Raw genomic sequence first — 13,652 nt, 5'->3', positions numbered from 1 at the left:
GTTCCTTTATCGAGCGCGTGCGGACCTGTGACCCGCACGCAGCCGGGCACCATGCCCGGCAAGTCGTCAGGTCAATCAATCTCAATTCGACGGCATGCGGGGGCTATATAGTTATTGCACTGCACAGTGATTGGTCCGGGTGCTCAAGCTTCACGCCAAACCGATGGTCTATAGGCTATAATCCCGCGCTTTGGCTGCCCCTCGCCATCCGTGCCGGGGCCCATCATTATCTCGGGCGCACGACGCCTGCATGCAGACTAAAGAGGCTTGACCCTAGTGGCATTGACGATCCTGGGCCTGTCCGGCGCCCTTAGCCATGACCCTTCCGCAGCCCTGTATATCGACGGCAAGCTGATCGCCGCAGCGGAAGAAGAGCGCTTCGTCCGCGACAAGCACGCAAAGAACCGCATGCCTTACGAGTCGGCGAAGTTCTGCCTGGAACAGGCCGGCATCAAGCCTTCCGACGTTGATGTGGTGGCGATTCCGTTCGCGCCGATCAGCCTGTTCGGCAAGGCACGCTGGCACTACGCCAAGCGCTACTGGTACGCCCCGGACCGCGCCCTCGACGCGCTGCTGATGGGCAACCGCCGCTACAAGCGCTACCGCAACAAGATCGTCTGGTGCCTGGAGCAACTGGGGTTTGACCCGAAGAAGGTCAAGATCGAGCCGGTTGAGCATCACCTGGCCCACGCCGCCAGTGCCTACCATTGCTCGGGGTTCAAAGAAAAAACCGCGATCCTTGGCATCGACGGCAAGGGCGAGTACGCCACCACCTTCTTCGGCTACGGCGAGAACGGCAAGATCCACAAGATCAAGGAGTTCTATGACCCGGACTCGCTGGGCGGCCTGTATGGCGCAATCACCGAGTTCCTCGGCTTCGAGATGCTCGATGGCGAATTCAAGGTCATGGGCATGGCGCCCTACGGCGATGCCAGCAAATATGACTTCTCGCGTCTGGCAACCTTTGAAAACGGCGAGTTGGTGATCAACACCGAACTGGCCAACGTCATCGGCCTGCGTCGCTATAAAGAGAACGGCAAGGGGTTTTATTTCTCGCCCAAGCTGATCGAGTGGCTGGGTCCCAAGCGCGAAGGCGATGTCGCCGACGAGCCTTACATCCACTATGCCGCCAGCATGCAGGCCCTGTTCGAAAAGCTCGCCTTGCAGATGATGGACCACTATCTGGGTGACATCCTCAAGCAAACCGGCAAGATCGCCTTCGCTGGCGGCTGCGCGCTGAACGTCAAGCTCAACCAGAAGATCATCGCCCGTCCCGAGGTCAAGGAACTGTTCGTCCAGCCGGCTTCCGGCGATGCCGGCACCGCTGTCGGTGCGGCGGCCTATGTCTCCCACGCCCGTGGCGTGCCGGTCGAGAAGATGGAGCACGTCTACCTCGGCCCTGCTTACAGCAACGAGGACGTGATTGCCGCCTGTGCCCGTCACCCGAGCCAGCCCAAGTGGCGCAAGATCGACGACATGCCCGAGCGCATTGCGCAGATCATGGTCGATGGCAACCCGGTGGCCTGGTTCCAGGGGCGCATGGAGTTCGGTCCGCGCGCGCTGGGCGGTCGTTCGATCATCGGCTGCCCGAGCGTGCCGGGCGTGGCCAACCGGATCAACGAACAGATCAAGTTCCGCGAGCGCTGGAGACCCTTCTGCCCGTCGATGCTCGACACCGTCGGCCCGCAGATGATCAAGATCGACCATCCTGCGCCGTTCATGACCTTCACCTTCGAAGTGGCTGAAGAGTGGAAGACCCGCGTGCCGGAAGTCGTCCACGAAGACGGCACCTCACGGGCCCAGGTGCTCAAGCGCGAGTACAACCCGCGCTACTACGACATGATGAAGGCGCTGGAAAACCTCACCGGCAACGGCGTGTCGCTGAATACCTCGCTCAACCGCCGTGGCGAGCCAATGATCTGCTCGCCGACCGACGCCCTGAACATGTTCTTCGGCTCGGACCTGCAATACCTGATCATGGAAGACATCCTGGTCGTCAAAGACGGTGCGAAGCCTTATGACAGCATCGGCTGAGCGCCATGTGCTGCAGTTCTGCCACGGCTATGACGGGCCGTTTCTGGACTGCGCACGGCAGTACGCCAGCCTGTTTGCCGGCCAGGGCTACCGGGTTACCACGGTATTTCTGACCGGCGAGCATGATCCGGACGTGATCGCCGACTGTGGCTCTGACGAGGTGCTGTTCATGGAGTACAGCTCCAGCGCCATCCGTGGCCTGAAGCTGGGGGCCATTGCCGCATTGCGCAAAATCGCTGCAGCCAGGCCGTTCGAGTTCTGTATCGCTCACCGTTTCAAGCCGGTCTACATCACGTTGCTGGCCACAAGGCTGCCGGTCATTGGTGTGCACCATGCCTTTGGCGACTACCAGCGCGCCAGCCGCCGCTTGTTCGCCAACCTGTTTCGCCAGCGCCTGAGCCTGCTCGGCGTCTCCGATGCGGTGCGTGATGACATGCGCAAGTGCCTGCCCAAGTGGCCGGCCGAGCGCATCGAAACCCTTTACAACCGCATTGACGTCGAACAACTGCAAGGCAGTCAGTTCAGTGCCGAAGACGCCCGCCGCGAGCTTAAACTGGCGCCTGACGCCTGGGTGGTCGGCAATGTTGGCCGGCTGCACCCGGACAAGGATCAGGCGACCTTGCTGCGAGGTTTCGCCCAGGCCTTGCCACAACTGCCAGCCAACAGTCAGTTGGTGATTCTCGGCAAGGGCCGCCTGGAGCAGCCGCTCAAGGATCTGGCGATGGAACTGAACATCGCAGGCCACGTGCTGTTTCTTGGCCAGGTGGCCGAGGCGCGCCGTTACTTCAAAGCCTTCGATGCGTTTGCCCTGAGTTCCGACCACGAGCCGTTCGGCATGGTGCTGCTGGAGGCCATGGTCGCTGGCGTGCCGGTGCTGGCCAGCAATTGTGGCGGGGCCAAGGAAGTGGTCGAAGGTGTCGGCGTGCTGTTCCCGCTCGGCGATGCTGCGCATCTGGGCCAGGCTCTGGTGCATCTGTCGCAGCTTGATGCGGCCCAGCGCGAGGCGTGTGCCGAACAGATGCTGGTGCGTCTGCGCGAGCGTTTTTCCGATCATGCGGTACGCAAGGTGTTCTGGCGTCTGCCGCAGGTCAACCGGCTGGTTGCGGGGTCTTGATGCTCAATCTGTTTCAGGGCTTTCGCGAGCGCGGTTGGTCCGCAAGTGATGCCGCCACTTACCAGCAAGTCTGGCAGCAATGCGGTGGCAGCGTGGCGACCCATCCACAGGTGGTCGAACGGCTGTCGGCGCTGGCCGGGATTGCCGTGCGCTACCTGACCTGGGAGCAGGGCGGCGAGATCAAGGGCGCGATTGCGACCTGGGGCCGCGGCCTGGCGCTGGACAAAGCCGAGCTCAAGCGCCGGGGCAAGAAGGGCCTGTTCGATCTGGGCAACGCTGAGTTGATCCTGCCGCTGGCCGACGATGCCCGCGTGGCGTTACGACACAGCGCGCGTTATCTGTCGGCCCTCAACGACGGCAAGATCACCACCCTCAAGCCGCAGGCTGAATCACTGGCCATGGCGCGTGAGCCTGAAGACCTGTCGAAGAAGTTTCGCTACAACCAGCGCCGCGAGTTGCGTCTGCTGGAAGAAGCCGGTGGCACCGTGCACCCGGTCAGTGAGTTCGACAGCGTGACCCTGGCGCAGATCTACTGCGATCTGTTCCAGCGTCGCTGGGGCTTTGCCGCCACCGGGGCCGAGCGCATGGCTGAGGTCGTCGAGTTGCTGCGTGAATGGCTGATGGGGTCGGTATTGTTTCTGGAGGGCAAACCCATCGCCATCCAGTTGATCTACCGGGTCGAAGCACCGCAGTGGGTCAGCGTCGAGTATGTCAATGGTGGCGTCGACCCCGAGACCAGGGCGTTCAGCCCTGGCAGCGTGCTCAGCTTCATCAACACCCAGAGCGCATGGGAAAGTGCTCGGGCCTTGAACAAACCGTTGCGCTTCTCGTTCGGCCGTGCCGACCGCGAATACAAGGACCGTTGGTGCAACCCTGTGCCGGTATTTCAGGTGTGAGCCGCAAACAGCAGTTACTCAAGCGCCACCGGCGCAACAAGCGTATCGCCCTGTCGGTCGGGCTGGTGGTCTTGCTCGCCCTCGGGGCGTGGCTGGGCTGGTGGCTGGTGCCGCTGCTCGCCGTGCTGGCCTGGGTTGCCCACGAGGCCTGGTTCGCCGACCATCTGTTCTATGCCCCCGGCGACGACTATCAGTACCGCTTTGCCGACGCCGACCAGGTTGCGGGTGTGCGGCTGGACAACGGCCGTTTGCAGCTCGAACGGCCCCATCCGTTGCAGGGTGACGAGACACTGATTCTGGCGTTGAGCGTGCGCAGCCACTGGCTGGGACGCTTTTTCGATCCAGCGGTGCTGCTCAGCGGCCTGGGCGAGACCGACGTGCAAACCTTCGAGCGCGGCGTGAACGGTGTTCGTTACCTGAACCTGACCGGGCTGGGGCATGTGCTCAATGAGGGCGCGCTGCAACTGCGCGGGCGTTTCTGTCGGCTGGAGGGTACGCCGCAGCTATGGTCATTCCGCGCCGCCGACCCGCGCCGCCAGCGGGTCATGGTCATCGCTCCGCATGCCGATGACGCCGAACTGGCCGCCTACGGGCTTTATAGCCAGGCCGATGAAGCCTGGATCGTGACCCTGACTGCCGGTGAAATCGAAGCCGAACACTATCAGGCCATGGGCATGAACAAGGCCGAAGCGGCGCGTCTGAAAGGTCGCCTGCGCGCCTGGGACAGCATTGCGGTGCCGCGCTGGGCCGGTGTGCCTGAGCAGCGCTGTGTGCAACTGGGTTATTTCTGCCTGCAATTGCCCGCCATGCAGGCTGCCCCCGAGCAAGCCGTGGCGTCCCGCGAAGCGCAGCTGGACGATACCCGGCTGTTTCGCCAGTTCAATACCCTTGAATTGCCGGGCGATGATGGCGTACCCAGCTGGAACAACCTGCTGGCCGACTTGCGCGCGCTGATTCTCAACGCCCGCCCCCAGGTGCTGGTCATGCCGGATCCGGCCATCGACCCGCACCCTGATCACATCTGCGCCCAAGCTGCCGTGCGCGAAGCCTTGCAGGGTCTGGAGTGGCAGCCGGAGGTGGTGCTGGGCTACGCCAATCACCTGCATGACAACGACCGCTGGCCGATGGGCGATGCGCACAGCGGGGTGACCCTGCCGCCGGTATTCGATGCGCAATCGCGTGTGCCCTATAGCCTGGTGCTGCCGACCGACGTACGCCGCGACAAGGCCATGGCACTGGGCATGATGCATGATTTGCAGCCCGCGCTGCCGTTCAAGCGCCGTCTGCGGCGCAGCCTGCAGCGGCTGCTGGCCGGGCGGCGCTGGCCGGCCGAAGGCGAGAACGAGTTTTTCCGTAAGGCTGTGCGGCGACACGAGTTGTTCTGGCGCAGCGAAATCTGATTCAGCTTCAGCAGGCAGCAGTACTGCAAGGAAATCCATGAAAGTCCTATTTCTGGTCCAGAAAGAACAACGCGCCATCCTGGACCGCCTGTACGAAGGCGTTGCCGCCTACAGCGACTGCGACCTGCGCTGGCTGACCTCCGAGGAGCAGCGCGACTTGCGCGGTTATTTCCGCCGTGAAGTGGACGTGAGCAAGTACGACCGGATCGTGTTTTTCCTGCGTTTCAAGCAGGAGGTACGGCAAGTGGCCTTCATTCGCAGCATCCCCAACCTAGTGATCCTCGAACACGACGCCTACCAGAACTACATCAACTGCAAGTACACCGGAAAATTCAGCTCGCATTACCAGAAGTTGCCCTGGGCCCGGGTCATTACCTCGGGGTACATGGTGACCGAGCGGCTGCGTGGCGAAGGCTTTGATGCGGTGTTTGTGCCCAAGGGGTATGACCAGAGCCTGTTGCAAGGCCGCGGGCGCGAGCGGGACATCGAGCTGGCGTTTGTCGGCAGCACCAAGAGCGTGGCCTACAGCGGTCGCAAGGCGTTTCTTGATGAGTTGGCCAAGGTCGAGCCGCTGCTGGTCACCCGCACCAAGTCCGGTGAAGAATATTGCGAGACCCTCAACCGGATCCGCTTTTTCGTCAGTGCCGATGTCGGCATGGGCGAGTACATGATCAAGAACTTTGAGGCCATGGCCTGCGGCTGTGTGCTGTTGGCCTTCGATCAGGGCAGCGAGGAAAACCGCGCGCTGGGCTTCAAGGATATGCACAACATCGTGCTGTACAGCGATATCGATGAGCTGCGCCGCAAGCTGCAGCAGTTACGTGAAGATCCGCAACTGGTCGCGGAAATCTCCCGCAACGGGCAGACTTTGGCCGAGCAACGCTATACATTCCATGCCCTTGGCAAAGCCATCGTCGAGGCCATGCAGGCACCGTTGCGTGCCCGCCCGACACTTGGCCTGCTGGAGCGGATACGTGCCTGGCTGGGCGTGTGATGGCCGTGAACATTCAATGATCGAGAATTCATGATGGTATTCAGCGAAAACAGCGATATCACGCTGGTGGTCACCAGTTGCGGTCGTTTCGACCTGTTGAAGCGCACCCTGGAGACCTTCGACCGGTTCAACACGGCACCCATCCGTCATGTGCTGATTACCGAGGACTCAGGCGACGAGCAGGTCCGCGACTGCATCCCGGAACACTGGCGGGCGCACACCCGGTTTATCGTCAACAACCCCAAGCTGGGCCAGATGCGCTCGGTGGACGCCGCGTATGCATTGATCGAAACCGGTTGGGTGTTTCATTGCGAGGACGACTGGGATTTCTACCGTCCCGGCTTTATCGAAGAATCGATGGCCCTGCTGGTCAACGACCCGCAAGCGCTGCAGGTCTGGCTGCGCAGTTTCAATCATGACCTGATGGTGCACAGCCCGTATGTGTTCCTCAACGAGCGCGAAGTGTTCGACGGTATCGCGTTCTACAAGCTCGGCTCACACAAGCCTGAGTGGCAGGGGTTTTCTTTCAATCCCGGTCTGCGGCGCCTGGTTGATTACCAACGGCATGCCCCGTATGCCGGGCACGGCGGTGAAAAAAAGCTGTCACAGCTTTACGCTGGCGAAAACCGCTATGCGCTGATCCTCGAAAACGATGCGGTCCTGCATACCGGTTTCGGCAGCCACGTGGTGGTGTCGCAGGAACGCCTGGACAAGAAGCGCCGCAAGCAGCGTGACCGCGTCAAGCTGCTCGTCACACTGGCTGCAGGTCTGATAATAGGTTGGTTGCTCAATAATGTTGCCTGAGGGGACCCGCACGCCGTTCAGCAAAAGCCAGCTTTACTTTGGCGCTGCGCTGGCGGCTTTTCTGCTGAGTTTTCTGCTGCATGACTCGGCCAAGTTCACCAACAACCTGTTCTATGGGGCAATGGCCCTGCCGGGGCTGTTTTTCCTGATCAAACACAAGGGTGCGGGCCTGTTTGGCCAGCCGCTGGCCAGAATATGGGCGGCGTTCCTGTTGTGGTTTCTGGTGCCGGCGGTGTTTTCTGCCGACTTCCAGTTCTACAAGCATATTGCCTATGTCAGCCTGTTCGTGTTCGTCATCGCCGGCCTGGTGCCGGTCACGCTGTTCAGTGGCGGGCTGTTCGTGCGTGGGCTGTTCTGGGCCATTTGCCTGTACATTTTCGCTGGCAGCCTGCATAGCTGGTGGACCGGGCAGTTTGTGTTTGGCCAGCGGGTGGCGATCCTGCCGAGCCGGCTGGACAACGTGATTTACAGCAGCGCGTGGCTGGTCTGTGCCTTGGGCCTGGCCCTGCCGTTGTGGGTGCGCCAGCGGCGCTGGATCGAGGCGTTCTGCGCCATCGCCCTGACGCTGCTGGCTGCGGCATTCGTCGTGCAGACCCGCACTGCGCTGGTGGGCTTTGCGTTGCTGGCCGGACTTTGGGGGCTGTACGTGGTGTACCGTTACCCGCTCAAGGGCGCCATGGCCCTGCTGGTTATCGCGGCTTCGGTCAGTGGCGCGATCTGGCTGTGCTGGGAAGAGCAATGGGTCCGGCTGCTGTTCGTCAGGGGTGACTCGTTCCGTATCGAGCTGTTCGAGATCATGACTTCGGAATGGGCGCGCTGCGGCTGGACGCTGGGTTGCGGGGTCAATTTCCAGACCACGCAGACCCTGACCGGCGGCATACCGATCCAGCATCCGCACAACATTTTCGTTTCCATGGGCCTGTACACCGGCGCGGTATCGCTGGTGCTGTTCTTGCTGGTGATGGCTCTGACCCTGTGGCAGGCCTGGCGCCTGCGCGATGCCTGGGGTTGCTACCTGCTGTGTGCGCTGGTGATGCTCAACTTCGACGGCAGCAAGCTGGTGGGTAACCCCGATGAGCTATGGCTATTGGTCCTGTTGCCGGCGGCAATGATTCTGGGCCGCCGAGTGCAACAGCCGTAGGCGCGGCAAGCTCAGGCAATCGCCTGCTTGAGCTCCGCCTCACTGCACTGGCTCTGGGCACTCAGGTAACCCTGGAAGAACGCCGGGTTGTCCTCGCCCAGCAGCCACTGGCGATCTTCGGCGTAGCGCAGCATATGCTTGAAGTTGCGCAGGCGCAGTGATTTGCGCAGTGGCTGGCGGAAGGTCTTCATGTCAGCGATGTCGATCAGGCCCAGCTCGCTGTCCGGGGTCAGCACCACATTGCCCAGGTGCGCCGAGCGGAAGTAGATGCCTTTCTCATGCAGCCCGGCAATGAAACGCCCCAGTTGGCGACGCAGTTCATCGTCGGAGCCGACACTGCCCAGCAACTGACGCAGGGTCTGCCCGGCCAGTGGCGTGTAATGCACCGCGTCGCGTTTGATCTCGGCAATCCTGAATACGCTGCGCACCTGCGGGCAGGGCACCGCGCGCTGGGCCAGGGTCAGGCAGTTGTCGGCGAAACGGCTGGCGTACGGATACCAGGCCGCCGAGCTGATCAGACGTTTGCGACGAAACAGTTTGAGCATCGAACCGTCACTCAGGCGCAGTACCTTGTCGCCTGTGCCATCAGCCTCCAGGACTTCTGCGCCCTGGACCAGGTCAAGGTAGCGGGCATGATCAAGTGGCTGCATCGAAACTCCGACTGGCAGGCATGGAAAGCCGACTATGTTACCCCACTGGGCACCTCTAAAAACTACCTGCGTGGCCATCGCGTTGTTGAAATCAGGCTCAAAATGCTCATTTACAACATGTAAATTCCGCTTTCTCGCCTGATTTCGCCTGGCGCTGACTGCCTCGCCTACGTTTTTAGAGGCACCCCGCTGAACTGCCGCAAAAACCGCTTGTGATACAATTGCACTCTTTTTGACTTGACGGATTCCCATGGCAAGCAACGAATCGTCCACGCAGTCCAGCGTGAAGATCTACCTACGCCTGTTGTCCTATGTGCGTCCGTATGTGGGCATTTTCCTGCTCAGTATCATCGGTTTCGTGATCTTCGCCTCCACCCAGCCGATGCTGGCTGGCATTCTCAAGTACTTCGTCGACGGATTGACCAACCCGGAGGCGGCGCTGTTTCCCAACGTGCCGTACCTCAAAGACTTGCAACTGCTGCATGCCGTGCCGCTGCTGATCGTGCTGATCGCTGCCTGGCAAGGGCTGGGCTCGTTTCTGGGTAACTACTTTCTGGCCAAGGTGTCGCTGGGGCTGGTCCACGACCTGCGCGTCGAGCTGTTCAACAAGCTGATGGTGCTGCCAAACCGCTATTTCGACACCACCAACTCCGGCCATCTGATCTCGCGCATTACCTTCAATGTGACCATGGTGACCGGCGCCGCCACTGACGCCATCAAGGTGGTGATCCGTGAGGGCCTGACGGTGGTGTTCCTGTTTATCTACCTGTTGTGGATGAACTGGAAGCTGACCCTGGTGATGCTGGCGATCCTGCCGTTGATCGCGGTTATGGTTGGCAGTGCCAGCAAGAAGTTTCGCAAGCAGAGCAAGAAAATCCAGGTGGCGATGGGCGACGTTACCCACGTGGCTTCGGAAACCATTCAGGGTTATCGCGTGGTGCGCAGCTTCGGCGGCGAACGCTACGAGATGGACCGTTTCGCCAAGGCCAGCGACAGCAACACTGAAAAGCAGTTGCGCATGACCAAGACCGGCGCGGTGTACACGCCGATGCTGCAACTGGTGATCTACAGCGCCATGGCGGTGCTGATGTTCCTGGTGCTGTTGCTGCGCGGTGAAGCCACTGCCGGTGACCTGGTGGCCTATATCACCGCCGCCGGTTTGTTGCCCAAGCCGATCCGCCAGTTGTCGGAAGTCAGCTCGACCATCCAGAAAGGCGTTGCCGGTGCCGAGAGCATCTTCGAGCAGCTCGACGTCCCGGCGGAGGTCGATACCGGGACTTACCAGCGTGAACGTGTGCAGGGCCGCCTGGAGGTTAAGAACCTCAGCTTTACCTACCCTGAAACCGAGCGTGTGGTCCTCGACGACATCAGCTTTGTCGCAGAGCCTGGGCAGATGATCGCGCTGGTCGGCCGCTCCGGGAGTGGCAAGTCAACCCTGGCCAATCTGATCCCGCGTTTTTATCCCCATGAAACCGGGCAGATCCTGCTTGATGGGGTGGATATCAACGATTATCGGCTGACTAACCTGCGCCGCCACATTGCGCAGGTCAACCAGAGCGTCACGCTGTTCAACGACAGTGTTGCCAATAACATCGCCTACGGCGACCTGGCCGGTGCTCCGCGTGAAGATGTCGAGACTGCCGCAGCCGCAGCCTATGCCAAGGAATTCATCGACCGTCTGCCCGAAGGCTTCGAAACCGAGGTGGGTGAGAACGGCGTGCTGCTGTCCGGTGGCCAGCGCCAGCGTCTGGCAATTGCCAGGGCATTGCTCAAAAACGCCCCGTTGCTGATTCTCGACGAAGCGACTTCGGCGCTCGATACCGAGTCCGAGCGGCACATCCAGGGGGCACTGGATTCGGTCATGCAAGGTCGCACTACGCTGGTCATCGCCCACCGGCTGTCGACCATCGAGAAAGCCGACCTGATTCTGGTCATGGACGGCGGACGCATCGTCGAGCGCGGTACTCACACTCAGTTGCTGGCCGAGAACGGTTATTACGCCCGCCTGCATGCCATGGGGCTGGACGAGCCGTCACCTGTGGGTGCTATCTGATACTGCCGGGCGGGTTCACTGAACCTGCCAGGCTTTTCACCGTCAACCGGCAATCTTCTGCGACAGCGCCGCAAGCTGTTCGTAGTGGCCCCTGTGCTAAGATTCGCCCCTTGTTCAGTTCTGCCAAGGTCGCTCATATGAAGTTATCCATGCCGCGTTTCGATCAAGCGCCTGTCCTGGTGGTGGGTGATGTCATGCTCGACCGTTACTGGCATGGTGGTACCTCGCGCATTTCTCCCGAGGCGCCCGTGCCGGTGGTCAAGGTCGACCAGATCGAAGACCGGCCCGGCGGTGCTGCCAACGTCGCGTTGAACATCGCAGCCCTCGGTGCACCGGCCTCGCTGGTCGGTGTGACTGGCGAGGACGAGGCCGCCGAGAGCCTGGACAACAGCCTCAAGGCTGCCGGTGTCCGGGCGCGTTTCCAGCGCATTGCCCACCAGCCGACCATCGTCAAGTTGCGGGTCATGAGCCGTCATCAGCAATTGCTGCGCATTGATTTCGAAGAGCCCTTCGCCACTGACGCGCTGGCCCTGAGTGTCGAGGTCGATACATTGCTCGACGGCGTCAAAGTGCTGGTGCTGTCCGACTATGGCAAGGGCGCGCTGAAGAACCACCAGGTCCTGATCAAATCTGCCCGCGAGCGCGGCATCGCGGTGCTGGCCGACCCCAAGGGCAAGGATTTCTCGATCTATCGCGGCGCCAGCCTGATCACCCCGAACCTCAGCGAGTTCGAAGCTATTGTTGGCCACTGCCGTGACGAGAACGACCTGGTCAGCAAAGGTGCTGAGCTGTTGCAGGCGCTGGACCTTGGCGCTTTGCTGGTGACCCGTGGCGAGCATGGCATGACCCTGTTGCGCGCCGACCAGCCGGCGCTGCATCTGCCGGCCCGGGCTCGTGAAGTATTCGATGTGACCGGTGCCGGTGATACGGTGATCTCCACCCTGGCCGCCGCCCTGGCTGCCGGTGAAGACTTGCCCCACGCCGTGGGGCTGGCCAACCTGGCAGCCAGTATCGTGGTCGGCAAGCTGGGGACCGCCGCGATCAGTGCCCCGGAGCTGCGCCGCGCCATTCAGCGCGAAGAAGGCACCGAGCGCGGTGTACTGGGTCTTGAGCAACTGCTGCTGGCGGTCGAGGACGCCCGTGCGCACAACGAGAAGATCGTGTTCACCAATGGCTGCTTCGACATCCTGCATGCCGGTCACGTGACCTATCTGGAGCAGGCCCGCGCCCAGGGCGATCGCTTGATCGTGGCGATCAACGACGACGCTTCGGTCAGTCGTCTGAAAGGACCGGGCCGGCCGATCAACAGTGTCGACCGGCGCATGGCGGTACTGGCCGGGCTCGGCGCAGTGGACTGGGTGATCAGCTTCCCGGAAGGCACTCCTGAGAACCTGCTCAGTCACATCAAACCCGATGTGCTGGTCAAGGGCGGCGACTACAGCGTCGATCAGGTGGTGGGTGCCGACATCGTGCGCGCCAATGGCGGTGAAGTGAAGGTGCTGGGTCTGGTGGAAAACAGCTCCACCACCGCCATCGTCGAGAAAATCCGCCAGCAATAAGTTTGTGGCTGCACGCTGATGCGTGCAGCCGTCACTTACCCAGCCTGGAACGGGCGCGGTCCAGCAGCGCCTTGGCTTTGCCGGTCAACTGTTTCAGACCGCCGCTTTTTTCCGGTGGCGTCAGCCCTTGTTGGCGCAGCCAGTCCTTCCAGCGAATCCGCTCTTCGCGTACCACCCAGCCTTCCTGGCGGGCAAAACTTTCCGCCAGATGCAAACCGCGGGTACTGACCGGCACCAGCCGGTCTTGCTTGAGGGTATACAGTTCGGGCAACGGCTCGCCGTTCTCCAGCGGCATCAGGTACAGGTCGGGCTTCTTGCGGTTCAGGCGTGCGACCAGGTACTCGTCTTCAAGCGTCTCGTCGACATGAAACAGACTGAGCGGCCTGGCATCCCTGGGGATCTCCAGGCGCAGGTCGTAAATCAGTTGCAGTGATGCGGTGGGCAGGTGCACATAGGCACGCGGTCGTTCAAGCAGCGCCAGGTTGCCGCAACGCACCGGTTTGGCCGCGCCCGACAGCGGGCTGAGCAGAAACGGCATGGCTTCGCGGTAGTGCAGAGCCGCTGCATAAGGTGCAGGCAGCCAGGTGTCCTGATAACGCCCGCTCAGCCAGCCCTGTGGCGTCTCGATCAGGCATTCCTCTGCGACTTCCTGAATGGCGGTATGCAGCGGCAGGCTCATTTCGTGGGCCGGGACATAGCCGGAAATCAGCTTGAGCACCACATCGCCACGGTCCTTGCGCTTTTGCCGCACCAGCACCCAATAATCCCGGTTCTGCCAGGTGATGGTCAGGCGTACCGAGACCCCGAGATTGGCCAGTTCGATGGCAAAACGTTCGGTATCCGCCACTTCGACCTTGCGCCGGCGTTGCAGGGTCTGGGCAAAGTTGAGCGGCATGCCGATGCTTTCATAGCTCAGCGCCTCGGGTGTGGCCTCGACGAATAGCGCCAGAGTCTTGAAGTTGCTGGGGTTTTTCCTTATCAGGGTATGCGGCATCTCGGCTCCTTCT

11 protein-coding genes are annotated in these 13,652 nt (G+C 61.5%); 9 read left to right on the top strand and 2 right to left on the bottom strand.

The features are described from left to right. The first annotated feature begins 276 nt into the window (after window positions 1-276). From NRB16_RS14750 to NRB16_RS14720, 7 genes are read left to right on the top strand one after another with little or no spacing between them, the layout of a single operon-like run. Entirely contained in the window at window positions 277-2,034 is a 1,758-nt protein-coding gene (locus tag NRB16_RS14750) for a carbamoyltransferase (protein ID WP_045486724.1), read from the top strand. Next, complete coding sequence (locus NRB16_RS14745) at window positions 2,018-3,148, top strand: glycosyltransferase (RefSeq protein WP_257106402.1); 1,131 nt, start codon at window positions 2,018-2,020, stop codon at window positions 3,146-3,148. Before NRB16_RS14750 ends, NRB16_RS14745 begins: the two co-directional genes overlap by 17 nt. Beyond that, window positions 3,148-4,044: a GNAT family N-acetyltransferase gene (locus NRB16_RS14740; RefSeq protein ID WP_045486729.1), complete on the top strand. Its 897-nt coding sequence runs from the start codon at window positions 3,148-3,150 to the stop codon at window positions 4,042-4,044. Before NRB16_RS14745 ends, NRB16_RS14740 begins: the two co-directional genes overlap by 1 nt. Continuing rightward, window positions 4,041-5,444, top strand: coding sequence for a PIG-L family deacetylase (locus NRB16_RS14735; RefSeq protein ID WP_257106401.1), 1,404 nt, complete (start codon window positions 4,041-4,043; stop codon window positions 5,442-5,444). The genes NRB16_RS14740 and NRB16_RS14735 overlap by 4 nt, the downstream gene beginning before the upstream one ends. A 37-nt stretch (window positions 5,445-5,481) precedes the next feature. Next, window positions 5,482-6,438, top strand: a complete 957-nt coding sequence (locus NRB16_RS14730) for a glycosyltransferase (RefSeq protein ID WP_257106400.1) — start codon at window positions 5,482-5,484, stop codon at window positions 6,436-6,438. A gap of 30 nt (window positions 6,439-6,468) precedes the next feature. Then, window positions 6,469-7,242 carry a glycosyltransferase family 2 protein gene (locus tag NRB16_RS14725; RefSeq protein WP_084709941.1) on the top strand — a complete coding sequence of 258 codons (774 nt, stop codon included), beginning with the start codon at window positions 6,469-6,471 and terminating at the stop codon, window positions 7,240-7,242. Next, window positions 7,232-8,383 (top strand): O-antigen ligase domain-containing protein, encoded by a 1,152-nt coding sequence (locus tag NRB16_RS14720; RefSeq protein ID WP_257106399.1) that lies wholly within the window; start codon window positions 7,232-7,234, stop codon window positions 8,381-8,383. The genes NRB16_RS14725 and NRB16_RS14720 overlap by 11 nt, the downstream gene beginning before the upstream one ends. A gap of 11 nt (window positions 8,384-8,394) precedes the next feature. Here the strand turns inward: NRB16_RS14720 and NRB16_RS14715 are convergent, their stop codons facing one another. Beyond that, window positions 8,395-9,033: a toluene tolerance protein gene (locus NRB16_RS14715; protein ID WP_253140312.1), complete on the bottom strand. Its 639-nt coding sequence runs from the start codon at window positions 9,031-9,033 to the stop codon at window positions 8,395-8,397. 250 nt (window positions 9,034-9,283) lie between these two features. On the opposite strand from NRB16_RS14715, the gene msbA reads away from it, so the two are divergent. Further along, window positions 9,284-11,086, top strand: coding sequence for a lipid A export permease/ATP-binding protein MsbA (gene msbA / locus NRB16_RS14710; RefSeq protein ID WP_045486744.1), 1,803 nt, complete (start codon window positions 9,284-9,286; stop codon window positions 11,084-11,086). A gap of 137 nt (window positions 11,087-11,223) precedes the next feature. Continuing rightward, a complete protein-coding gene (gene hldE / locus NRB16_RS14705; protein ID WP_045486747.1) occupies window positions 11,224-12,645 on the top strand; it encodes a bifunctional D-glycero-beta-D-manno-heptose-7-phosphate kinase/D-glycero-beta-D-manno-heptose 1-phosphate adenylyltransferase HldE in 1,422 nt (473 codons plus the stop codon). A gap of 31 nt (window positions 12,646-12,676) precedes the next feature. On the opposite strand, the gene NRB16_RS14700 is transcribed toward hldE, so the two are convergent. Continuing rightward, window positions 12,677-13,639 carry a metal ABC transporter ATPase gene (locus NRB16_RS14700; RefSeq protein WP_253114459.1) on the bottom strand — a complete coding sequence of 321 codons (963 nt, stop codon included), beginning with the start codon at window positions 13,637-13,639 and terminating at the stop codon, window positions 12,677-12,679. Window positions 13,640-13,652 lie beyond the last annotated feature (13 nt).

The sequence above is a fragment of the Pseudomonas sp. LJDD11 genome (assembly GCF_024584215.1).
Classification (GTDB): Bacteria; Pseudomonadota; Gammaproteobacteria; order Pseudomonadales; family Pseudomonadaceae; genus Aquipseudomonas.
The sequence above is the reverse complement of the archived record's forward strand: the minus strand, read 5'-3'. Positions and strand labels throughout refer to the sequence as shown.

Excerpts from the sequence above, each read along its gene's own strand:
- hldE (WP_045486747.1), top strand. The coding sequence starts at position 11,224 with ATGAAGTTATCCATGCCGCGTTTCGATCAAGCGCCTGTCCTGGTGGTG.
- msbA (WP_045486744.1), top strand. The coding sequence starts at position 9,284 with ATGGCAAGCAACGAATCGTCCACGCAGTCCAGCGTGAAGATCTACCTA.
- NRB16_RS14725 (WP_084709941.1), top strand. The coding sequence starts at position 6,469 with ATGATGGTATTCAGCGAAAACAGCGATATCACGCTGGTGGTCACCAGT.
- NRB16_RS14715 (WP_253140312.1), bottom strand. The coding sequence starts at position 9,033 with ATGCAGCCACTTGATCATGCCCGCTACCTTGACCTGGTCCAGGGCGCA.
- NRB16_RS14700 (WP_253114459.1), bottom strand. The coding sequence starts at position 13,639 with ATGCCGCATACCCTGATAAGGAAAAACCCCAGCAACTTCAAGACTCTG.
- NRB16_RS14740 (WP_045486729.1), top strand. The coding sequence starts at position 3,148 with ATGCTCAATCTGTTTCAGGGCTTTCGCGAGCGCGGTTGGTCCGCAAGT.
- NRB16_RS14720 (WP_257106399.1), top strand. The coding sequence starts at position 7,232 with ATGTTGCCTGAGGGGACCCGCACGCCGTTCAGCAAAAGCCAGCTTTAC.
- NRB16_RS14730 (WP_257106400.1), top strand. The coding sequence starts at position 5,482 with ATGAAAGTCCTATTTCTGGTCCAGAAAGAACAACGCGCCATCCTGGAC.
- NRB16_RS14745 (WP_257106402.1), top strand. The coding sequence starts at position 2,018 with ATGACAGCATCGGCTGAGCGCCATGTGCTGCAGTTCTGCCACGGCTAT.